The sequence below is a fragment of the Bradyrhizobium sp. TM102 genome, from assembly GCF_009176685.1.
GTDB classification, from domain to species: domain Bacteria; phylum Pseudomonadota; class Alphaproteobacteria; order Rhizobiales; family Xanthobacteraceae; genus Bradyrhizobium; species Bradyrhizobium ottawaense.
Genome location: NZ_AP021855.1, coordinates 4,098,461 through 4,118,781, shown reverse-complemented (window position 1 = coordinate 4,118,781; position 20,321 = coordinate 4,098,461). Strand labels below are relative to the sequence as shown.

The 20,321-nt window shown below is 63.6% G+C and carries 21 protein-coding genes; 11 read left to right on the top strand and 10 right to left on the bottom strand.

Annotated features, from left to right (window positions below):
- Positions 1 to 254 precede the first annotated feature (254 nt).
- The 4 genes from GDN70_RS19735 (at position 255) to uvrA (ending at position 6,160) form a co-directional block, all read left to right on the top strand.
- Positions 255 to 1,004: an outer membrane protein gene (locus GDN70_RS19735; protein WP_038949133.1), complete on the top strand. Its 750-nt coding sequence runs from the start codon at positions 255 to 257 to the stop codon at positions 1,002 to 1,004.
- 235 nt (positions 1,005 to 1,239) lie between these two features.
- On the top strand, positions 1,240 to 1,914 hold the full coding sequence (locus GDN70_RS19730) for an outer membrane protein (RefSeq protein ID WP_028144505.1): 675 nt from the start codon (positions 1,240 to 1,242) through the stop codon (positions 1,912 to 1,914).
- 237 nt (positions 1,915 to 2,151) lie between these two features.
- Positions 2,152 to 2,898 carry an outer membrane protein gene (locus GDN70_RS19725; RefSeq protein WP_095424308.1) on the top strand — a complete coding sequence of 249 codons (747 nt, stop codon included), beginning with the start codon at positions 2,152 to 2,154 and terminating at the stop codon, positions 2,896 to 2,898.
- Positions 2,899 to 3,184: 286 nt separating this feature from the next.
- Positions 3,185 to 6,160, top strand: coding sequence for an excinuclease ABC subunit UvrA (gene uvrA / locus GDN70_RS19720; RefSeq protein ID WP_028144503.1), 2,976 nt, complete (start codon positions 3,185 to 3,187; stop codon positions 6,158 to 6,160).
- 31 nt (positions 6,161 to 6,191) lie between these two features.
- Here uvrA and GDN70_RS19715 read toward each other — a convergent pair whose 3' ends face one another.
- Entirely contained in the window at positions 6,192 to 7,193 is a 1,002-nt protein-coding gene (locus GDN70_RS19715; protein WP_038949139.1) for a toll/interleukin-1 receptor domain-containing protein, read from the bottom strand.
- A gap of 117 nt (positions 7,194 to 7,310) precedes the next feature.
- On the opposite strand from GDN70_RS19715, the gene GDN70_RS19710 reads away from it, so the two are divergent.
- Entirely contained in the window at positions 7,311 to 8,006 is a 696-nt protein-coding gene (locus GDN70_RS19710) for an HAD family hydrolase (protein ID WP_152103715.1), read from the top strand.
- A gap of 24 nt (positions 8,007 to 8,030) precedes the next feature.
- On the opposite strand, the gene GDN70_RS19705 is transcribed toward GDN70_RS19710, so the two are convergent.
- The 6 genes from GDN70_RS19705 to GDN70_RS19670 form a co-directional block, all read right to left on the bottom strand.
- Positions 8,031 to 8,984, bottom strand: a complete 954-nt coding sequence (locus GDN70_RS19705; RefSeq protein WP_152102912.1) for a cytochrome D1 domain-containing protein — start codon at positions 8,982 to 8,984, stop codon at positions 8,031 to 8,033.
- 2 nt (positions 8,985 to 8,986) lie between these two features.
- The gene (locus tag GDN70_RS19700) at positions 8,987 to 9,568 is read right to left on the bottom strand and encodes an SRPBCC family protein (RefSeq protein ID WP_028144499.1); all 582 of its coding nucleotides are present in this window, start codon (positions 9,566 to 9,568) and stop codon (positions 8,987 to 8,989) included.
- A gap of 1,071 nt (positions 9,569 to 10,639) precedes the next feature.
- A complete protein-coding gene (locus GDN70_RS19685; protein ID WP_028144498.1) occupies positions 10,640 to 11,407 on the bottom strand; it encodes an AAA family ATPase in 768 nt (255 codons plus the stop codon).
- A 106-nt stretch (positions 11,408 to 11,513) separates the two neighbouring features.
- On the bottom strand, positions 11,514 to 12,374 hold the full coding sequence (locus tag GDN70_RS19680) for a PCC domain-containing protein (RefSeq protein WP_038973377.1): 861 nt from the start codon (positions 12,372 to 12,374) through the stop codon (positions 11,514 to 11,516).
- 9 nt (positions 12,375 to 12,383) lie between these two features.
- On the bottom strand, positions 12,384 to 13,991 hold the full coding sequence (locus tag GDN70_RS19675; RefSeq protein WP_028144496.1) for an acyl-CoA synthetase: 1,608 nt from the start codon (positions 13,989 to 13,991) through the stop codon (positions 12,384 to 12,386).
- Between the two features lie 105 nt (positions 13,992 to 14,096).
- Positions 14,097 to 14,594, bottom strand: a complete 498-nt coding sequence (locus tag GDN70_RS19670; RefSeq protein WP_028144495.1) for a hypothetical protein — start codon at positions 14,592 to 14,594, stop codon at positions 14,097 to 14,099.
- Positions 14,595 to 14,688: 94 nt separating this feature from the next.
- Here GDN70_RS19670 and GDN70_RS19665 point away from each other — a divergent pair, with 94 nt between their 5' ends.
- Together GDN70_RS19665 and GDN70_RS19660 are read left to right on the top strand one after the other, a co-directional pair.
- Positions 14,689 to 15,048: a hypothetical protein gene (locus GDN70_RS19665; protein WP_028144494.1), complete on the top strand. Its 360-nt coding sequence runs from the start codon at positions 14,689 to 14,691 to the stop codon at positions 15,046 to 15,048.
- 85 nt (positions 15,049 to 15,133) lie between these two features.
- Positions 15,134 to 15,409 (top strand): GNAT family N-acetyltransferase, encoded by a 276-nt coding sequence (locus GDN70_RS19660; RefSeq protein ID WP_028144493.1) that lies wholly within the window; start codon positions 15,134 to 15,136, stop codon positions 15,407 to 15,409.
- A 49-nt stretch (positions 15,410 to 15,458) separates the two neighbouring features.
- Here the strand turns inward: GDN70_RS19660 and GDN70_RS19655 are convergent, their stop codons facing one another.
- On the bottom strand, positions 15,459 to 15,854 hold the full coding sequence (locus tag GDN70_RS19655; protein ID WP_028144492.1) for an SPW repeat protein: 396 nt from the start codon (positions 15,852 to 15,854) through the stop codon (positions 15,459 to 15,461).
- 317 nt (positions 15,855 to 16,171) lie between these two features.
- Here GDN70_RS19655 and GDN70_RS19650 point away from each other — a divergent pair, with 317 nt between their 5' ends.
- Positions 16,172 to 16,447, top strand: a complete 276-nt coding sequence (locus tag GDN70_RS19650; protein WP_038973376.1) for a GNAT family N-acetyltransferase — start codon at positions 16,172 to 16,174, stop codon at positions 16,445 to 16,447.
- A gap of 65 nt (positions 16,448 to 16,512) precedes the next feature.
- Here GDN70_RS19650 and GDN70_RS19645 read toward each other — a convergent pair whose 3' ends face one another.
- Complete coding sequence (locus GDN70_RS19645; RefSeq protein ID WP_028144490.1) at positions 16,513 to 16,914, bottom strand: DUF3597 domain-containing protein; 402 nt, start codon at positions 16,912 to 16,914, stop codon at positions 16,513 to 16,515.
- A gap of 335 nt (positions 16,915 to 17,249) precedes the next feature.
- On the opposite strand from GDN70_RS19645, the gene GDN70_RS19640 reads away from it, so the two are divergent.
- Positions 17,250 to 18,158, top strand: a complete 909-nt coding sequence (locus GDN70_RS19640; RefSeq protein WP_028144489.1) for a DUF2189 domain-containing protein — start codon at positions 17,250 to 17,252, stop codon at positions 18,156 to 18,158.
- 128 nt (positions 18,159 to 18,286) lie between these two features.
- Complete coding sequence (locus tag GDN70_RS19635; protein ID WP_028144488.1) at positions 18,287 to 19,111, top strand: lytic murein transglycosylase; 825 nt, start codon at positions 18,287 to 18,289, stop codon at positions 19,109 to 19,111.
- Between the two features lie 70 nt (positions 19,112 to 19,181).
- Here the strand turns inward: GDN70_RS19635 and GDN70_RS19630 are convergent, their stop codons facing one another.
- Positions 19,182 to 19,508 carry a hypothetical protein gene (locus GDN70_RS19630; RefSeq protein ID WP_038949145.1) on the bottom strand — a complete coding sequence of 109 codons (327 nt, stop codon included), beginning with the start codon at positions 19,506 to 19,508 and terminating at the stop codon, positions 19,182 to 19,184.
- 590 nt (positions 19,509 to 20,098) lie between these two features.
- Between GDN70_RS19630 and GDN70_RS19625 the strand changes: the two genes are divergently transcribed.
- Positions 20,099 to 20,251: a DUF1127 domain-containing protein gene (locus GDN70_RS19625; protein ID WP_007590701.1), complete on the top strand. Its 153-nt coding sequence runs from the start codon at positions 20,099 to 20,101 to the stop codon at positions 20,249 to 20,251.
- Positions 20,252 to 20,321: the final 70 nt, after the last annotated feature.

Sequence of the window (20,321 nt, the reverse complement as noted above, 5' to 3'; positions counted from 1 at the left end):
GGAGACGGGATGGCGTCTATATGGCGCTGTGATGGCAATTGGGATGGAACCAAATCGGGGTTCCCGTGAACGGCAAAATCACTTAACATTCATTAAGTTAGAAGTAGGTCGATTACACCCAACTGTTGCACTCCGGGCACGGACTCTGCCGCAGAATCGAGCTATCGTCGTGCTTGGAATTGATGCAATGGGCCTCGCGCCTGATAGTCCGCCTTGGGGAACTCAGAGAGGCGGACACGACTGGGGAGATTACAGTGAAGAAGATTTTGATTGGCTTTGCCGGCGCGGTTGCGCTGACCCTCTCGGCTCCGGCCGGTGCTGCCGACCTTGCAGCCCGTCCCTATACAAAGGCGCCGATCGCGCCCCCCGCTCCGATCTATACCTGGACCGGTTTCTACATTGGTGTGCAGGGCGGTGGTGCCTGGGGCCGCAGCGACGAAACCTTCTTTGGCGGTCCGAATACGGCGATCTTTGCTGGAAGTCAGAACTACGACACCACCGGCGGCTTTGTCGGTGGCGTAGTCGGCTACAACTGGCAGGCTGCCAACTGGGTGTTCGGCATCGAGGGCGACTATCACTGGGCTGACATCAACGGTCGTTCGGCCGAGATCAATGCCGGCCTCGGCGACACCTATTTCACGAGAATCCGCGGCTTCGGCGACATCAAGGGCCGTCTCGGCTACTCGACCGGCCCCGCTCTCTTGTTCGTCAGCGGCGGCGCTGCGGTCGGCGACATTCAGCATCGCTACGATGGCATCCCCGGAAACGTCTTTATCCAGAACAACACCCGCTGGGGTTGGACCGTCGGCGCCGGCGCGGAATACATGTTCGCTCCGAACTGGTCGGCCAAGGTCGAATACAACTACATCGATTTCGGCAAGAGCACGATTCAGTACAGCCCCGTCGTGACCAACCGCTCCGAGTGGACCGATACCGTTCACACGGTCAAGGCAGGTGTGAACTATCACTTCAACTGGGGTGCGCCGGTCGCCGCGCGCTACTGATATCCATCTGATATCATTGACGTCTAAGGCCGGCCTCGCGCCGGCCTTTTTCGTTTGGCGCGACATGAACGGGAGGCAATAAGTCAGTAACCATCACCTTTTCGACCGCTGTGGCTTTTCGGAGACACAACTTGCGGCTTTGGTGGTGTAAGCACGGCGTCAGTTGGGCCGTTGAGTCCGCTGCCCTTCCGGTCAGGAAGGCAACAACAGAAACTGGGACTGGGATTAGTTGAAAATGAAGAAGGTTTTGTTGGCTTCGGCCTGTTTGTTCGCTCTCGCTGCGCCCGCCTCGGCGGCCGACCTCGCAGCCCGCCCCTACACCAAGGCTCCGATCGCTCCGGCGGCGGCCGTCTACAACTGGACCGGCTTCTACCTCGGTATCGTCGGTGGCGGCGCCTGGGAAAGCGCTTCCGGCGACCCGAAGATGAAGGGTGGCTTCGTCGGTGGCACCGCCGGCTACAACTGGCAGACCGGCAACGTCGTGTTCGGCATCGAGGCCGATGGCTCCTGGGCTGACGTCAGCGCCTCGGCGACCGCTCTCGGCCTCACCGTGTCGTCCAAGACCGACGCGCTCGGCACCGTCCGCGGCCGCATCGGCTGGGCCGTCAACAACGTGCTGTTCTACGGCACCGGTGGTTACGCCTGGATCGACAACAAGGTCAGCGTCAGCGCGCTCGGCGTGACTGTCTCCGACAGCAAGTTCCACTCGGGCTGGACCGTCGGCGCCGGCGTCGAGGCGTTCTTCGCTCCGCAGTGGTCGGTCAAGGGCGAGTACCTCTATCGCAGCCTCGGTGGCGAGACCTACTTCTCCGGTCTCGGCGCTCCGATCACCACCGGCACGCTCAACTTCCACACCGTGCAGGTCGGCGTGAACTACCACTTCGGCGCCCCGGTGGTTGCCAAGTACTGATCTGCGAAGCACTGATCACTACCGACGTCACATCGTCACGAAAGGCCGGCCTCGCGCCGGCCTTTTTGTTTTTTCGCGAGCCAACCGGCTCGCTCGCGTTTTCGGAGAGATGTGGCGCCCGGGTGACACAACCTTTGGCTTTAATGGTGTAAAGCAGTGACATTAGTCGGGTCATAGGTCCGCTGGCTCTTCCGCTTTCCGGAAGATCAGAAAGAGAAACGGAACTGGGGAATGGATATGAAGAAGCTTTTGCTGGCTTCGGCCGGTTTGTTCGCACTCAGCGCGTTGGCACCGGCCTCGGCGGCCGATTTGGCGGCCCGCCCCTACACCAAGGCTCCGGTCGCGCCGATCGCGATGTACAATTGGAGCGGTTTCTACATCGGTATCAACGGCGGCGGCGCCTCGAGCCGCAATTGCTGGGACGTCAACAACATCTTCGGTGTTGCGGGTCCGGACACGGCTGAAGGCTGTCACAATGCGACCGGCGGCGTCGTCGGCGGACAGGTCGGTTATCGCTGGCAGTCGGCCAACTGGGTGTTCGGCCTTGAAGCCCAAGGCGACTGGGCCAACCTGAAGGGCTCGAATACGAGCGTGGTGCTTGGGCCGCTGGTCAACCAGACCAAGATCGACGCGCTTGGCCTGTTCACCGGCCAGGTCGGCTATGCCTGGAACAACGTGCTCTGGTACGTGAAGGGTGGCGCGGCCGTCACGCACGCCAAATATAACGGCCTGCTGGGCGGCGTGGTCCTCGACAGCGCAAGCGAGACGCGCTGGGGTGGCGCGGTCGGCACCGGCATCGAATTCGGCTTCGCACCGAACTGGTCCGTGGCGATCGAATACGACCATCTGTTCATGGGCAAGCGCAACAACTCGTTCACGATCCTCGGCGTCAACGACCGTATCGATCGGATCAAGCAGGACGTCGACATGGGCACCGTCCGCCTCAACTACACTTTCGGCGGCCCCGTGGTCGCCCGGTATTGATCTGAAGTCCTGATCGCTGCCGACGTCCCATCGTCACGAAAGGCCGGCCTTGCGCCGGCCTTTTTGTTTTCGCGGCACTTGCCGCGCAGTTCCGCAAAAGCAACTGCTGCCAGATGCCGCCAGCGCGCCAACATTCCGTTGACGATTCGCAAGTCCCACTGGAAATCCGTCTCCGTTCTTCCTACGTTCGCTGACAACCCCATCGGCGCCGATCCCGGTTCCGGGCGAGCGCGCCTTTTTTATTGGCGCGGTCGCGCACCCATGGGATTCCTTGAGGGCAACTCGGATGGATGAAGTGATCAAGGCGAAGCGCCAACAACAGAACGCGGGCTCCAGCCTGCGCGCAATTACGATCCGTGGCGCGCGCGAGCACAACCTCAAGAACATCGACGTCGAGATTCCCCGCGACAAGCTGGTGGTGTTCACCGGCCTCTCCGGCTCCGGCAAATCCTCGCTCGCCTTCGACACCATCTACGCCGAGGGCCAGCGCCGCTACGTCGAATCGCTGTCGGCCTATGCGCGCCAGTTCCTGGAGATGATGCAGAAGCCTGACGTCGACCAGATCGACGGCCTGTCGCCGGCGATCTCGATCGAGCAGAAGACGACGTCGAAGAACCCGCGCTCCACCGTCGGCACCGTCACCGAGATCTACGACTACATGCGCCTGCTCTGGGCCCGCGTCGGCGTGCCCTATTCGCCGGCCACGGGCCTGCCGATCGAAAGCCAGACCGTCTCGCAGATGGTCGACCGCGTGCTGGCGCTGCCCGAGGGCACCCGCCTCTATCTGCTCGCCCCCGTCGTGCGCGGTCGCAAGGGCGAGTACCGCAAGGAGCTCGCCGAATGGCTCAAGAAGGGCTTTCAGCGCGTCAAGATCGACGGCACCTTCCACGAGCTTGCGGAAGCGCCTGTTCTCGACAAGAAATTCCCGCACGACATCGACGTCGTGGTCGATCGTATCGTGGTGCGCGCCGACATCGGCCAGCGCCTCGCCGAGAGCTTTGAGACCGCGCTGAAGCTCGCCGAAGGCCTCGCCGTCGTCGAATTCGCCGACGCGCCGGCGGCGGCTCCCGCCGAGGAAAAGAAGAAGACCGCCAAGATCCACGACAAGAGCGGACCCGAGCGCATCCTGTTCTCGGAAAAGTTCGCCTGCCCGGTCTCCGGCTTCACCATCCCCGAGGTCGAGCCGCGCCTGTTCTCGTTCAACAACCCCTACGGCGCGTGTCCGGCCTGCGGCGGCCTCGGCGTCGAGCAGCATGTCGACGAAGACCTCGTCATCCCCGACAAGGAGCTCGCCATCGGCAAGGGCGCGATTGCGCCCTGGGCCAAATCGTCGTCGCCCTATTACGTGCAGACGCTGACTGCGCTCGGCAAGCACTACAAATTCACGCTGACCACCAAGTGGAAGGACCTGGCCAAGAAGACGCAGAACGCCATCCTCCACGGCTCCGGCGAGGACGAGATCAAGTTCTCCTACGAGGACGGGGTGCGCTCCTACGACACCAAGAAGCCGTTCGAAGGCGTCATCACCAACATCAACCGCCGCTATCGGGAAACCGAGAGCGAGTGGGCGCGCGAGGAGCTGGCGAAGTATTTCCACGACGTGCCCTGCGAGGGCTGCAAGGGCTTTCGGCTCAAGCCCGAGGCGCTCTGCGTCAAGATCGGCGGCAAGCATATCGGCGAGATTTCCGAGCTGTCGGTGAAGGGCGCCGGCGCATGGTTCGAGACCGTGCCCGAGGCGCTCAACGCGCAGCAGAACGAGATCGCCGGCCGCATCCTGAAGGAGATCCGCGAGCGTCTCACCTTCCTGCTCGACGTCGGCCTCAACTACCTCACGCTATCCCGCTCCTCCGGCACGCTGTCCGGCGGCGAGAGCCAGCGCATCCGCCTGGCCTCGCAGATCGGCTCGGGCCTGACGGGCGTGCTCTACGTGCTGGACGAGCCCTCGATCGGCCTGCACCAGCGCGACAACGCGCGCCTGCTCGACACCCTCAAGCGGCTGCGCGACCTCGGCAACACCGTGATCGTGGTCGAGCATGACGAGGACGCCATCCTGCTCGCCGACCACGTCCTCGACATCGGCCCCGGCGCCGGCATGCATGGCGGCAACATCATTGCCGAAGGCACGCCCGCCGAGATCATGCGCAACCCGAAATCGCTCACCGGCAAGTACCTGACCGGCGAGCTCGAGGTCGAGGTGCCGGAGCGGCGGCCGCCGAACCATCGCCGCACCATCAAGGTGGTCAACGCGCGCGGCAACAATCTCAAGAACGTCACCGCCGAAATTCCGCTCGGCCTGTTCACCGCCGTCACCGGCGTGTCCGGCGGCGGCAAGTCGACGCTGCTGATCGACACGCTCTACAAGTCCATCGCCCGCAAGCTGAACAATGCCAGCGAGGGCGCGGCCCCGCACGACCGCATCGAGGGCCTCGAGCACATCGACAAGATCATCGACATCGACCAGTCGCCGATCGGCCGCACCCCGCGCTCCAACCCCGCGACCTATACCGGCGCCTTCACGCCGATCCGCGAATGGTTCGCCGGCCTGCCCGAATCCAAGGCGCGCGGCTACGAGCCCGGCCGCTTCTCCTTCAACGTCAAGGGCGGCCGCTGCGAGGCCTGCCAGGGCGACGGCGTCATCAAGATCGAGATGCACTTCCTGCCCGACGTCTACGTCACCTGCGACGTCTGCAAGGGCAAGCGCTACAACCGCGAGACGCTGGAGGTGCTATTCAAGGGCAAGAGCATCGCCGACGTCCTCGACATGACCGTCGAGGAAGCCGCCGAGTTCTTCAAGGCGGTGCCGCGCGTGCGCGAGACGTTTCAGACCCTGCACCGCGTCGGGCTCGATTACATCCACGTGGGCCAGCAGGCTACCACGCTATCGGGCGGTGAAGCCCAGCGCGTCAAGCTCGCCAAGGAGCTGTCGAAGCGCGCCACCGGCCGCACGCTCTACATCCTGGACGAGCCCACCACCGGCCTGCACTTCCACGACGTCAAGAAGCTCCTGGAAGTGCTGCACGAGCTCGTCGCGCAGGGCAATACGGTCGTCGTCATCGAGCACAATCTCGAAGTCATCAAGACCGCCGACTGGGTCATCGACCTCGGCCCCGAAGGCGGCGACGGCGGCGGCGAGATCGTCGCCTGGGGCCCGCCGGAGGACATTGCCAAGGCGCCGCGGAGCTACACGGGCAAGTTTCTGGAGCCGGTGCTGAAGAAGGCGAGGAAGCCGAAGCGGCGGAGCACGAGCGAGGCGGCGGAGTGAGGCGCATCGCCTAACCGTTATCTCGACCGCGCTAAGGCGGGCTTTTCGCTTTTCCGATGGCGGTCTTAACCACGTCGCCTAGCAGGCTCAAGATTTGAGGATCAATTTGAGCAGTATCCAGCGACGAGAATGTTGATGTTCTATCAATATTCCAATGCTGAAATACTTCCTTTAGCTCTACCCAGGTTGCCTTATCGCCATAGGCCTGCAAGTAGAACTTCCCAAACGCGATCGCATGAATGCGGTCCGAGCACTTTAATGCCTCGCTGACGTAAGACTTCCCCAGTGAGAACGCATACCTTGCGCATGCAGCTAAGAGACCAATGACGACAACGCCTTTTAAGGTTGCGACTGCCAAATCTGTCCATTCGGTCGGCCTGTTTGCGTCTCCGTGCGCCAATGCAAACGCGGCAAACGCAATGCCGCTTAGAAGGGAAATGAACCCCGCGACATACCAAATGATTCCCATGACGCGGTTTCTCGCCTCGGCATTGCTTTGAGACAGCACAGCATCATCAATGTAGGAAGCGGCATTGATCTCGATTCTCTTTGCGACTTCTGCCGCTCTTTCGTCCTTAGCGGCCTTCCGGCCGACGAACTGCGAAATTGAGACCGAGATATCGGAAACAATTTTATCGAGATCTCGATCGGCCGCCATGAGAACGAGTATGTCCTGGACGACAGATGGTATTGATATGTCATCAATCAGGACGGGGATCACGAGCATCCGGTCTGATTCAACGGCGTATGCCCTAGCCGCGCCGATCTCTTGCAATACCGACGGCGACCTTATCGAGGACTGCGATATCAGCACGACGAAGAGCTCCGCCCGCCTCAGTCCTTCAGATAGGCGTGTGCGCCAATCCTGCCCTGCGGTCAAAGACTCAACATCAACTGTGATTTCATTGCCAAGCGACTTAAGACGTTCGGCCAGCTGTAGCGCGAAGTTCGCATCAGACTTCGAATAAGACAGGAATATGCGAGCCACGACTTTAACAACCAATCTGAGCTGTAAACAGACCGCCTCCTGCACGTCGCAGAGACCGAATCTTAGTACCAATAGCTACTCACTAGACCGCTTACAACCTTTCCTTGCAAGAGACCTGCATGCAGAAGTGAGACCAGCTTGGCCGACGTAGCCCTCGCCTCCATGCCCTACACCCTCGCCATCTTCGATCTCGACGGCACGCTGGCCGACAGCTTCCCGTGGTTCCTGCGCACCGTCAACGACATCGCCGACCGCTTCGGCTTTCGCCGCGTGCGGGATGAGGACGTCGAGGAGCTGCGGCATGCCTCGACGCGCGAGATCCTCAGCCGCCTTGAGGTACCCTTGTGGAAGCTACCGGCGATCGCGCGGCATGCGCGGCGGCTGAAGGGAGAGGCAGCTAGCGAGATCCCGCTGTTTGCGGGCGTCGAGGCGATGCTGCGGACGCTGGCGGACAACGGCGTGCAGCTCGCGCTGGTGACGTCGGACAGCGAGGCCAATGCGCGCGAAAAGCTTGGCGAGGCCGCCGCGCTGTTTTCGCATTTCGACTGCTCGGCATCGCTGTTCGGCAAGCCCGCGAAATTCCACCGCGTCATCCGCCGCGCCGGCGTGGCGCCAAACCAGGTCGTCGCTATCGGCGACGAGGTTCGTGACATCGAGGCAGCACGCGCGGTGGGCATTGCCTGCGGCGCGGTGTGCTGGGGCTATGCGGCCCCGGCGGCGCTGCGCGCGCACGGGCCGGATCACGTGTTCGAGCGGATGGACGAGATTGCGGACGTGTTGTGTAATCGTAGGGCGGATTGGCGCAGCGTAATCCGCCGACCGATCGTCGATGCAAGATGGCGGATTACGCTTCGCTAATCCGCCCTACACACCCTACACACCCTACTCCGTCTTGCGCAGGAACGCCCCGAACGCGCGCGGGCCGTCGCCGGTCCTGATCTCGCCGATCACCTTCACATCAGTCGCGTCGATGATGCTTAGCGTGTTGCTCTCCCAGCAGGCGACGATGACGCGCTTGCCGTCGGCGGTCGCAGCGATGCCTTCGGGATAGTCGCCGACATTGATGCGCTTGACCGGCTTCAGGCTCGCCAGATCGAACACGCTGACGGTGCCGCCATATTGGTCGGTGACGAAGCCGCGGCCCAGCGTCAGCGCCACCGCATAGGGGCGCATGCCGACCGACACGCGGCCGATCTCGCGCCCTTCGGCGATGTCGATCACGGAGACGTCGTCGGAGCCGACATTGGCGGTGTAGGCGCGCTTGCCCTCGGCATCGATGGTGACACCGAATGGTCGGGTGCCGACCTTGATGGTCGCCTTGCGCTGGCGCGTCGCCATGTCCACGACCGAGACGCTGTCATCGTCGCGGTCGGCCGAGAGCAGCAGCCTGCCGTCCGGCGTCACCGCCAGGCCCGATGGCGAGGCGCCGACCGCGATGCTGGCCGTGACGCTGCGGCTCGCGGCGTCGATCACCCGCACCGCGGCTGCATACCAATCGGCGACATAGACGGTGCGGCCATCGGGCGCCACGGCAATGCCGAGCGGCCCGCCGCCGACTTCGATCCGCCCGACCACCTGCCGGGCTGCGGCGTCCACCACCGTCACCGCCTTGGCGTCCGGGCTCGTCACATAGGCAAAGCGGCCGTCCGCGCTGACGGCGACGCCGGCCGGCTTGCCGCCGATCGGGATGGTCGCGACGCTACGCGCGGCGGCGAGATCCACGACCATCAGATCGTCGCTGAGCTGGTTGGTGACGAACGCCTCCTCGGCAGCGGCGCTGCCGAGGCTGGCATGACAAAGGCTGGCGGCGAGCGCCGCCAGAACCAGCATCCGCACGATCAGCTACCGCTCTCGATCTTCTTCTTCAGGGCTTCGAGGCCGGCCTTGTAGAGCCCGCTCACCGCCTTCACCGCGGCCTCGTCGCTCAGCTCCGGCGGCGGATCGTTGTTGGGAAAGCCGCGGTAGAATGCCCCGGCCCATTCCAGCTTGGACTTGCCGTCGGAAGCCGGCGACACCGTCAACGTCGAGGAATAATTGGTCACCGGCAGCACCTTCACGTCGACCTTGGTGATACGGTACGAATAGCTCATCATGTCGGGCTCGTATTTGTAGAGCTCCTCATCGACAGTCGCCCCGCCCGTCAGCGTCAGTTGGCGCGTCGCGCCGATCTCGTTGCCCTTCTCGCCGGTGGTCTTGGTGACAGGCGGAAGCCAGCCCATGTCCTGGAAGTTGCGGATCGCAGCCCAGACCTTGTCCTGCGGCGCGTTGATCTCGATGGATTCCCGCACCTTCTGCCGGGTCGGCCCATGCGCCCAGGCCGCCGGTGAAAAAAACGGCCCGAAGGCTGCCGTCAAGCCTGCCGCCCCACACACAGCCAGCGCGCCAGCCACAGCCGTGCGCCGTCCAATCGTCACCCTCATCTCGTTTCCTCTTACGTCCAGTTGATCGTGCGCGACTTGGAATGCGCGCTGCGGTCATCCTAGCGCATTTTGGGGCCGAGGGGAGACCGGTTCGTGGCGCCGTTGCGGCGGAGCCCGGCGCGACCCACAAGCCCTTGCGCGACCCGGCGGGCAAAACACCCACGGGAGGGTCAACGCCACCAAATCGAAATATTTCTCTTTATCAGAACTTCGGATTATCGTATAGACGATCATCCCAACCCGGCCGAGGGGCGCAACGCGATCGTCACGACACGCGGGATGGGACGTGGTGGACGCAGGCGGCGTCGGCGCGAAGGTGGTTTGCAGGGCGGGTCACACCGTGAGCAAGGACTAACGCGCACACGACCGGTGCAGCCTGCGTACGGCAAAATCGTGTGGTCCTGGCGCCCGGGGTCTGTGCGCCAAGTGTTGCGGTGATGTCGCGGCCCGACCGGGTGCGCGCATCAGCCATCCGCAAGGCGACGGGGGCAATAGTGCATCGCTCCCCGGGGAGAGCACGACATAAGCCGTAAACCCACTGCGCAGGGAAGGCCGGATGTTTGGCTACACCTGTATGCCGCTGTGCAGCTTTTTAAGCACACGCTTTCGCACAGTGGACCGCGGGTGCCAGCCGGCACCCGGCCTTCCCTGCGCCCTCGGCACTTTTGAGGGCGGAAAGGATCACAAAGCTCGGGCCGAACAGGCCGCGAGAACGCAAAACCGCGCGAGATCTGGATAGGAATGCGAGATGGATACAACTCTCGTGCCCCGGACGCAGCGCAGCGCCCCTTCGGCGGTGCGCTGCAGAGCCGGGGCCCATGCAACAGCGATATGTGAGGCTCCTGGGTCCCGGCTCTGCGCCGCCATAAGCGCGTTTACGCGCGTCTTCGACGCGCTATGCGCGTTGCAGCTTGTCCGGGACACCAGAGCGGAAAATGCCGCTACTTCACCTACCGTCATTGCGAGCGCAGCGAAGCAATCCAGACTGCCGCCGCGGAAAGATCCTGGATTGCTTCGTCGCAAGGGCTCCTCGCAACGACAGCGGAGAGAACAGCCGTCAGACACGTTCAGCTATTCCTCCAGCGTCGCCTCCACAAACCCGCGCGGGTCAGCACAAAACTCCCGCATCAACCGGTAATGATCCGTCTCCTCGACCGTCACCGGCTCCAGCCCATATTTCGCCAGCCGCAGCAGCCGCGCATTCGGGTAAGCCATCAGCATCGGCGAATGGGTCGCCATGATGACCTGGCAGATCCGGGAATCCTCCATGCGTCGCAGCAGCTTCAAAAACTCGATCTGGCGCGCCGGCGACAACGCCGATTCCGGCTCGTCGAAGATGAAGATGCCCTGGCGCTGACAACGCTCCTCGAAGAAGCGCAGGAAGCCTTCGCCGTGGGAGTGCGACAGGAAATCGGGACCGGCCTGGCCGGCATCACGCGCGGCCTTGTCCAGATACCGCGCGACCGAGAAAAAGCTCTCGGCACGAAAAAACCAGCCATTGCTGATCTTCGGCAGCCAGCTCGCGCGGAGCGCCTTGCCGAGCTGGCCGCCCATCTTCTCGCGCGCCTCGGAATGGTCGACCGGCATATAGCCCTTGCCGCCGCCGGCATCGTCGTAGCCGGCGAGTGATGCGATGCCCTCGAGGATCGTCGACTTCCCGGTGCCGTTCTCTCCAACGATAATCGTGATGGCAGCGTCGAAATTGAGCTCGAAATCATCCGGGAAGATGGGCAGGCAAAACGGATAGGCCTCGCGATCGTGAACTTTCGACGGGTCGAGCCAGACCCGCTTCAGATACGGTGCCGGCAGGTTGATCGTGCGATGACCTCGCCGGCTCATGGTCGTCTCTCCGTCCGTTCCGCCACCGGCGATCTCAAACCGGAACGTAACGGGAACAATGATGCCGCGCAAGTGGCAGGGGCTCCCGGCGAGCCCCGGTCGCAACCTAGTCCAGCGCCTCCAGCACCAGCTCCATCGTCATCAGCACGGGATTGTCGCCGCGGACCAGCCGCCCCTCCGCCAAGCCGCCGGTGTAGTCGACCAGCGCGACGTCGAGCGCCGCTTCGATCGCACCGGAGTGCCCGGGCGCGATCAGACCGGCCGTCACCGCAAGCTCGGTCGCAAACGGCTCGGTCACACCGCCATGGCTGAAGCGCGCGCCGATGGTCGAGCCGACGCCACCATGGATCTTCGCGCGCGCGATGCCATGCGTGCGGCAGAAGTCTTCGAGGGAGCCAGCAAGATCCTGATTGGGGCGCAGCCGCAGCGCGAAGGCGCTGGCCGTGGTGCGCGCGCCGCTGCTCGCAGCCGCCACCGGCCCGAACAGCTTGAAATTGGTCTCGGGATCGGACTCGGCGGCGAACATCGCGCCATCAAGGCCGAAGGCCTCGACCTCGAACGGTTCGGCGACAACAGTCTCGTCCGGCAGCATGTGGCCACCTCTCGCCTTGCCGTCCGCCTCCGTCCACAGCCCGTGGCAGTGAAAGAACGGCACGCCGTCGCGCATGCCGAGCGTCATGCTCCCGAGCTTCGTGCGCGTCACGCCGCCGGGCCAGTACGTGTCGCTATAGAACGCCGCGTTCTCGCCGGTCTTCGACAGCGCCGGCATGACATAGGCGAACGGCCCGAGCGCGCCGTGCCGGAAGTTGAGCACGCCGCCGGCAAATCCCTCCGCCGCAAAGCCACGCCGCGCGGCTTCCAGCAGCGGCAGACCTGCCGGAAGCGTGAACGAGAAGGCGCGCCCCCTCGCCTCCACCCATTGAATGCGTTCCGCGATGGGCGCGCCCGGCTGCGTGATACTCCTCATCACCTGCGCTCAGCCTGTCTTCGTCTTGTCGAGATCGAGCAGCCCGCGCGCCTCGAGCTCGTCGCGCACCATGCGCTTGGGGACCTTGCCATAGCCGGATTTCGGCAGCGCCTCCCAGAAGAAGAACCGCTTCGGCATCTTGTAGCGCGGCACCTTCGGCGAGAGGAACGCCGCCATTTCGGCTTCGCTCACTGCCTTCTCGCCGGCACGCGCCACGCAGACGGCGACGCCGACCTCGCCCCAGGTCGCATCGGGTACGCCGAGCACGGCGACCTCGCCGACCGCGGGATGCGTCAAGATCTTCTCCTCGATCTCGCGCGGATAGATGTTGGAGCCGCCGGAGATGTACATGTCGGAGGCGCGGCCCGTGATGTAGACGAACCCCTCTTCATCCATGTGGCCGAGGTCGCCGGTGCGGAACCAGCCGTTGCGGAACGCCTTCGCATTGGCTTCGGGATTGTCGTAATAGCCTGCGAGCACCGCCGGCCCGATCACGCAGATCTCGCCGCTCTGGTTGGCCGCGAGCTCGCGGCCCTCGTCGTCTTGGATCGAGACCTGCATGCCGGTGCGCTCGAAGCCGCAGGTGCCGATCTTCGCGTGCGGGCCGTCCTCGGGATCGTGCAGCGCTGCCGGCAGCACGGTGATGTTGCCGGTGACCTCGCCGAGGCCAAAATACTGCACGATGACCTTGCCGAGCTTCTTCAGCGCGGTTTTCTGATCCTCGCGATACATCGGTGCCCCCGCATAGATCACGTGACGCAGCGAGGAATGATCGTATTTGTCGACGGCGGGGTGCTCGACCATCATCTTCAGGATCGTCGGCACCGTGAAGAGATTAGCGACCCGATGGATCTCGATCAGGCGGAACGCCTCGTTGATGTCGAATTTTTCGGTCGGCAACAAGACAGTGCAGACGCCGCGCGCGGTCTGCACCAGTTGATGCACGCCGGCGCCATGCGACAGCGGCGCCACCACCAGCGAGGCGTCGTTCTCGGTGACGCCGGGCGTCAGATCGGCGAGATGGTTGGTGATCACAAAGCCCATCTGGCCGTGGGTCAGCACCGCGGCCTTGGAGCGGCCGGTGGTGCCCGAGGTGAAGAAGAACCAGCAGGGATCGTCGTGTTCGACAGCGACATTCGCGACATTGGCGCCGGCCTGCGAGGCAATGGCCTCAGCAACCGAGCGCTCGCCGAACGCGCCCTTGCCGTCGACGCTCCAGGTGAACTCGAGCGCGCCGCCTTTCACGGCCGCCGCATGCTCGGGAAAATCGACATGGCACAGAAACGCCTTGGCGCCGGAGGCCTCTGCGAGATAGGTGACCTCATCCGGCATCAGGCGGAAATTGGTGGGCACCCAGACCGCGCCGAGCCGGAACGCGGCGAACATCGAGAAGAACATCTCGTCGCCATTCTTGGAATGGACCAGGATACGGTCGCCCTTGGCAATGCCACGCGCGGCGAGCGCCGCCGCCAGCGCCGAGACCTGCGCATCGATCTGCCGCCAGCTCCAGGACTTGTCACCCCAGACGAAACCGGGACGCGCGCCATGCCGCCGCGCATTCTGGGTCAGCATGTGAGCGAGATTCATGACGCGGCGGGACATGCGCAGGGGCTGCATGGGGATTCCTCTTCGAGGGCGGACGGCGCGCTGGCCGCCGGCTCATTGCATCCCATTTATCGCCATCGCCCGCGCCCCTGCAAGGCCGGCGGATGCACGGCTCCCCTACGGCTGCTTGAACGCAAACGGCGTCGCCGTGATCGCCTTCTGCTTGACGCAGGTCTGCGGGCCAAAGCCGCCGCAGAAGCTGCCATGAAGATCGAAGCGGACGGTGCGCGCAGCGCCGCGCTTCATCGGCGGGGCCATGATCTTGTAGCGGAGGACATAGCCGTCAAACACCGGGCGAACGTTGCCGTCCGGCAGCGCCACCAGGATGTTGATGACGCAGCCGCCAGTTCCGCAATAGGTCGTCTCGCGATCGCCGCATTTGGTGTCCTGGAAATCGACGATGTAGTCGTCGCGGCCGTCACCGGTCAGGTCGATCTTACGCACCGTATCGGGCGCGAAGGTCACCTCGCCACCGTCCTGGCTGGTGCATTCCTCGTTGGCGTAGCGCAGTGCCTTCTGCACGCCGGGCGGATAGTCGGAGGGATTGAACGGCTTTGCATCCTCCGCGCGCGCGGCGGAGACGAACAGAGCGAGCAGAAGCATCAAATAGCGCATGCGCGTTTGTCGCCGGCGCGGCCGCAATCGTTCAGGGAATTTTAAACATGATCGGCGCACCCTCGCTCAGTTCTCGCGTAAAGAGTGCCGCGTCATGGTCAAAGCGCCCGCCTTCCTCCTGTTGTCGCTGGCGCTCGCCGGATGTGCCGTGGCGCCACAGGCGCATCTGGCCTCCGATCCCGCCTTCAAGCCTGCGCGTTACGCCTGGGATGGCGCCGGCGAGGATCCCAATCGGCCGCGGGCAGCCGCACAACCAGCACGGACCGCGGCGCGATCCGAGCGCAACACATCGCAGGCCGGACTTCAGCCTCAGTCGAAGGAATGGTGGCAGGCGCAGGATGCCAGCGAGGCCGAGCAGGATGCCAGGGTCAACCGCTCCCTGGTCATCTGCCAGGGATGCCTGCGCCCGCCGCAGCAGCCCGAAGATTCCAGGCTCGCCAAAGCGGCCGATTGAACCGAACGACCTCAACATCTAACCGGCCGGCGCGACCGTGCGTTATGACTTGGTGCGCGAGGCTGGCAGCTGGAGGGGCGACAACATGAGCAACGTCATCAACAACAAGGACCACTGCCGCTACGAGCTCGCAGTGGATGGCAATCTTGCGACCGAGCATTACAAGCTCGATGGCAACGTCATCACATTCGAGCATACGGACGTGCCGAAGGAGCTCGGCGGCAAGGGCGTCGGCTCGAAGCTGGTGCAAGGCGCTCTCGACCAGGTCCGCGCCGCCGGATTGAAGCTGATCCCGCAATGCCCGTTCGTGAAGGCATGGATCGAAAAGCATCCGGACTATTCCGACCTCGTGGCGAGGTGAGAGCACAGGCCCGCCGCCCGAAGCCAGCGGGCCTGCCGACATCTACGGCCTATCGTCCGTGCTTGAGCATGTCCTGATCGTTCAGATCCCAGTCCTGCCACAGCTGAAGGATGCCCAGCAGCACCACCGCCGCGCCGAGGCTCGTGTGGTAGATGCGGAGAAAGCCGTCAGCGGAATAGCCGAGGGCGTAAGGCGAGGCGATGAGCCACAGTCCGACGAGGATCGTCGTCACCTCTTGCCAGCGCTGCAAGGCGACATATTCGAGCTGGCTGATGCCAAATACGACCAGGCCGATTGCGACCGTATTCAGGATCGCCGTCGGGTGCCCGGCAATCGCCGGATCCTGGATGGGAAACCACGGCGAAGCCACGATGAGCGCGCCGAGCAGCATCCCGCACCAGTCTTCCCATGTTCGATGAGTATTCAAGAAACCAAAGTCCGACATCGTAACCTCCTGCAAAGAGGCATACGTCTGCGGCTGGCAATCATGACACTCCGAATGTCTAGCGACCCTGCCGGCCGCATTCGGGCGTATGTCCTTGAGAGGACGTGGGAGCCGCCGTGGAACTTGCAAGGGTGTCGCCGGTAATTATTGGAGCCGGCGTGGTGTTCACCAAGGATGGCTTCTCGTACTGCGCTGCAGCTACAGGCACGCGCGTTTGCAGATATCTGCCGTGCGGCAAGCTCCCATGGCCGCGCCTTGCCAAGGACGGGGACGGGCTCCTAGATCAACGCGTCAGACGCACGGCGGAAGGATCTTGCATGGTGGCATCGGTACGGGACAACAAGGACAGGAGCCGCTTCGAACTCGGTGTTGGCAACGAGGTCGCCTTCGCCAGTTACCGGCTGACCCCGACGGCGGTCATCATCACCCACACCGAGACGCCCCGCGCGCTGCGCGGCCGCGGCATCGCCTCCGAGCTGATCAAGGGCGCGCTGGATTTGATCCGGCGCGACGGCCGCAAGGTGATTGCCGGCTGCGGCTTCGTCGTCGACTATCTCGACAGGCATCCGGAGGACGCGGATCTGGTCGCCTGAAAGCAAAAGGGCCCGCGCGACTGCGGGCCCTTGCGACACGACCGGCGGTCGGTCAGTGCTTGCAGTCAGTGCTTGATCTCCGGCGGCAGCTTGCCGCCATTGGCGGCGAGCTTGGACATCACCTGCTTGTGCAGCCAGACGTTCATGCTGGCAGAGTCATTCATGTCGCCGCTGTAGCCGAGCTCCTTGGCGAGATCCTTGCGCGCAGCGAGGCTGGAATCGATGTCGAGCGCCTTCATCAGGTCGACGATCGAGGTACGCCATTCCAGCTTCTCGCCCTTGTGCGCGGCCACCGCCTTGTCGACGATCGCTGCCACGTCGACCGCGGCCATGGGCGCGCCTGCCGGAGCCGAAGCGTCCGGCGCGGCGCCTGCGGGCGCACTGCCCGGCGCTGCGCCACCGGCGGGCGCGGCGGAAGCCGGCTGGCTGCCGAAGATCGCGCTCATGATTTTCCCGAAAATGCTCATGTCTGCTCCCCGAAAAGGATCCGTTGGAAGGGCCTTGAGTGGCACTTATAGACCAAGTTACTGCGTAGCGCCCGCAAAGTTCCGCGAGCCAGCACGCAGCATCAGCTTATCTGCGGCGAAATGACGACCGAATGACACCGTCGAGTTGCGCTGCGGCATCGAATTTCACCCAAGCGTGAGGGACAGGACTCGCAAATGGGCGTACGCTTCCAGCTCAGCTCGCGATGTCATCCGGAATTCGCGTCTGGTCGGGATCGCGGGACTTCAGAGAATGGCGGCCGCTCGCGCCGTTTGCCGGCGCCGAATTCGGCCGCTCGGCAAGGGAGCTAGCGACCATGGCCACACTCTACCAGGGCAATGTCCCCACGATGGCCCAGCCCACTGATGCGGCTGGACCGGTGATCCGAACCATCCAGCTGTCCGATCTGCACGATGCGCTGAGGCGCGGCTGGGAAGATTTCAAGGCCGTGCCGAGCCACGCCATCATTCTCTGCGTGATCTATCCGGTGCTCGGCCTCGTGCTCGCCCGCGTGGTGATGGGCTATTCGGTGCTGCCACTGTTGTTTCCGCTGGCCGCCGGCTTCGCGCTGATCGGGCCCTTCGCGGCCCTCGGTCTCTACGAGCTCTCCAGCCGGCGCGAACGCTATGAGGAAGCCAGCGCCTGGGATGCGATGGAGGTGCTGCGCTCGCCTTCGTTCGGGGCGATGCTCGGCCTCGGCACATTGCTGCTCGCGCTGTTCGTGACCTGGGTTGCGACCGCGCAGGCGATCTATGTCGCGGCGTTCGGCTATGAGGGCGTCACCGGGCTCTCGGACTTCATGACGCGCGTGCTGACGACGCAGCAGGGCTGGTGGCTGATCGTGGTCGGCTGCGGCGTCGGTTTCCTGTTCGCGCTCGCCGCGCTGTGCATCAGCGCCGTGTCGTTCCCCTTGATGCTGGACCGCCATGCCGGCGCGTTCGAGGCGATGAGCACCTCGCTGCGCGTGGTCGCCAGGAACCCGGTGCCGATGGCGGCCTGGGGCTTGATCGTCGCGGTCCTGCTCGCGCTCGGCACGATCCCGGCGTTCCTCGGCCTTGCCGTGGTGATCCCCCTGCTCGGCCATGCCACCTGGCATCTCTACCGCAAGGTGATCGTCTCGGAGCCCGGTGCACGTCCGGTGCCGCCCCCGCCGCATCGTCCGCGCAAGCCGGCTGCCGACTTCCCGGCCAACCTCTTCCCCTGGCGTAACAGGACGGACGCCTGACGATATCGTGACATGCGATCCTGCCCTGGTTCGGGCAGGATCGCGGCCTGTCGCACGCCTTGCTTTGGCCGCGGTTCCGATCGAGATTGCCGGCCGGCCAGATCGCTTCACGGAATTCATTACCTCGAATGACCTCGACGATTTCTCGTCTCGCTCTCGCAGCCTTCGCTCTCTCCGCGTCAATCCTGTCCGCCCAGCCAGCGTTCGCCGCGGTTGCCTGCGGCTCGGGCAATTTCGATGCCTGGCTTGCGGACTTCAAGACCGACGCTGCGGCCAAGGGCATTTCACAGCAGGCCATTGCATCTGGTCTCGCCGGCGTGACGCTCGATCAGAGCGTGCTCAACCGCGACCGCTCGCAAAAGGTCTTCGCCCAGACCTTCGAGGAATTTTCCGGCCGCATGGTGCCGCCGCGTCTGGAACGCGGCTCCAACAGGATGAAGCAGTACGGCTCGGTGCTGTCGCGCATCGAGCAGACCTATGGCGTTCCCGGCGAGGTCCTGGTCGCGATCTGGGGCCTGGAGACCGATTTCGGCGTCAACACCGGCAAGTTCGGCACGATCCGCTCACTCGCAACACTGGCCTATGATTGCCGGCGCGCGGAGCAGTTTCGCGCCGAGCTGCTGGACGCACTGCGCATCGTCCAGCGCGGCGATCTCGTGCCAGCCGAGATGAAGGGCGCCTGGGCAGGCGAGCTCGGCCAGACCCAGTTCATGCCGTCGTCCTGGATGAAATACGCCGTCGATTTCGACGGCAACGGCAAGCGCGACCTCCTGCACAACGCGCCCGACGTGCTCGCCTCCACCGCCAATTATCTTGCCGGCTATGGCTGGCAAAAGGGCAAGGATTGGCAGCCGGGCAGTCCGAATTTCGCGGTGCTGCAGCAGTGGAACAAGAGCGAGGTCTATTCCAAAACCGTCGCCTATTTCGCCACCCAGCTGGCGCGCGCCCCCTAAACACCCATCAACAAACGCGTAGGGGCCGATCGCCCGGCGACCGGCCCTCTCTTGTGCGTCTACCTACCCATCACTTGCCCATGGTGGCGTGCATCGCCTTGTTCAGATGCGCGCCGCATGCGCCCATTTTGCCGTTGAGCAGCGAATCCTGCGCAGCCGCGATCTCCTTCTGCGCCACAAACTTGCTGTCACCGTCGGCCATGTTCTCGATCGCGGTCTCCGTCTTCTCCAGATTGGCCGAGCTGCAACCGCCCGTGGCGTGCTTGGCGGCCTGGGCCGGCGCGACGGCGAACGCGACGGCGGCGATTGCGATAACCCCGAGTAACTTCGTCATGACGTTACCTTCCTTCTCTTGATCTTGGGACAGACCCGGCGACATTGCCGGAATCTGCAACATGACTTTCCTCCCGACGCGGCAACTTGCCGCAATAAATTCCCCGCGAGAATTGCGTGATGTTGCGCGCCACGCAGAGCCGCATGCGAAATTTCTGATTTTCATTACATCTCGGTAATCATCGCCACACGCTCGGCGTGTGTGCGCTGCGTTATCGTGGGGTGCGAATGGGCCGTTCCGCTGCATTTCGTCGCCCAACCTGCTCCGGCAAAGCCCCTAGGACCATTACAAGAAGTGAATTTAAATTCAGATCGGCGAGGTTCGTCTCATGCGAATCACGCATGCCGGACTTGGGTATAGAAGCTGAGCGTCCGACTTGCCGGTGACAGGAATGCAACCTATTTCGGCTATGATCGAGATCAATCGACAGCCCTTAAACCCGTGATTACACGGGCGTTTGTGGCTAGATTCGATGCATACGGCCGAAGCCTTGGGCGAGGCTGGCGAGAGGTTAAGCGTCCCTTACTCACGGTATGCGTTACTCGCTTAGCTGCATCGCAACATCGGAACTTTCGCACTGCACCACTCTCACTTATATTCATTTCAACGATGCAGTCCGGGCAAGGGCTGAATCGAACTACAGGAGACTACCAATGCTGCTCTCGCTCATCCGCATGATCCAGGCCTTCCGGGACTATCAGCGCAATGTTGCCGAGCTGTCCCAGCTCAGCGATCGCGAACTGGCCGATATCGGCCTCGATCGCTCGGACATCCCGCGCGTTGCCGCCGGTCAGTATCAGGGCTGATATCGTTTCAGCCCTTCCACCGGAACGGACCGATAGCGCCCGCCTCGTGCGGGCGTTGTCGCATCTAGCG

What these genes read in the sequence shown, in the direction of transcription:
- GDN70_RS19730 (WP_028144505.1), top strand. Translation starts at nt 1,240, where the DNA reads ATGAAGAAGGTTTTGTTGGCTTCGGCCTGTTTGTTCGCTCTCGCTGCG.
- GDN70_RS19725 (WP_095424308.1), top strand. Translation starts at nt 2,152, where the DNA reads ATGAAGAAGCTTTTGCTGGCTTCGGCCGGTTTGTTCGCACTCAGCGCG.
- uvrA (WP_028144503.1), top strand. Translation starts at nt 3,185, where the DNA reads ATGGATGAAGTGATCAAGGCGAAGCGCCAACAACAGAACGCGGGCTCC.
- GDN70_RS19710 (WP_152103715.1), top strand. Translation starts at nt 7,311, where the DNA reads ATGCCCTACACCCTCGCCATCTTCGATCTCGACGGCACGCTGGCCGAC.
- GDN70_RS19700 (WP_028144499.1), bottom strand. Translation starts at nt 9,568, where the DNA reads ATGAGGGTGACGATTGGACGGCGCACGGCTGTGGCTGGCGCGCTGGCT.
- GDN70_RS19685 (WP_028144498.1), bottom strand. Translation starts at nt 11,407, where the DNA reads ATGAGCCGGCGAGGTCATCGCACGATCAACCTGCCGGCACCGTATCTG.
- GDN70_RS19680 (WP_038973377.1), bottom strand. Translation starts at nt 12,374, where the DNA reads ATGAGGAGTATCACGCAGCCGGGCGCGCCCATCGCGGAACGCATTCAA.
- GDN70_RS19675 (WP_028144496.1), bottom strand. Translation starts at nt 13,991, where the DNA reads ATGCAGCCCCTGCGCATGTCCCGCCGCGTCATGAATCTCGCTCACATG.
- GDN70_RS19670 (WP_028144495.1), bottom strand. Translation starts at nt 14,594, where the DNA reads ATGCGCTATTTGATGCTTCTGCTCGCTCTGTTCGTCTCCGCCGCGCGC.
- GDN70_RS19665 (WP_028144494.1), top strand. Translation starts at nt 14,689, where the DNA reads ATGGTCAAAGCGCCCGCCTTCCTCCTGTTGTCGCTGGCGCTCGCCGGA.
- GDN70_RS19660 (WP_028144493.1), top strand. Translation starts at nt 15,134, where the DNA reads ATGAGCAACGTCATCAACAACAAGGACCACTGCCGCTACGAGCTCGCA.
- GDN70_RS19655 (WP_028144492.1), bottom strand. Translation starts at nt 15,854, where the DNA reads ATGTCGGACTTTGGTTTCTTGAATACTCATCGAACATGGGAAGACTGG.
- GDN70_RS19650 (WP_038973376.1), top strand. Translation starts at nt 16,172, where the DNA reads ATGGTGGCATCGGTACGGGACAACAAGGACAGGAGCCGCTTCGAACTC.
- GDN70_RS19645 (WP_028144490.1), bottom strand. Translation starts at nt 16,914, where the DNA reads ATGAGCATTTTCGGGAAAATCATGAGCGCGATCTTCGGCAGCCAGCCG.
- GDN70_RS19640 (WP_028144489.1), top strand. Translation starts at nt 17,250, where the DNA reads ATGGCCACACTCTACCAGGGCAATGTCCCCACGATGGCCCAGCCCACT.
- GDN70_RS19635 (WP_028144488.1), top strand. Translation starts at nt 18,287, where the DNA reads ATGACCTCGACGATTTCTCGTCTCGCTCTCGCAGCCTTCGCTCTCTCC.
- GDN70_RS19630 (WP_038949145.1), bottom strand. Translation starts at nt 19,508, where the DNA reads ATGTTGCAGATTCCGGCAATGTCGCCGGGTCTGTCCCAAGATCAAGAG.
- GDN70_RS19625 (WP_007590701.1), top strand. Translation starts at nt 20,099, where the DNA reads ATGCTGCTCTCGCTCATCCGCATGATCCAGGCCTTCCGGGACTATCAG.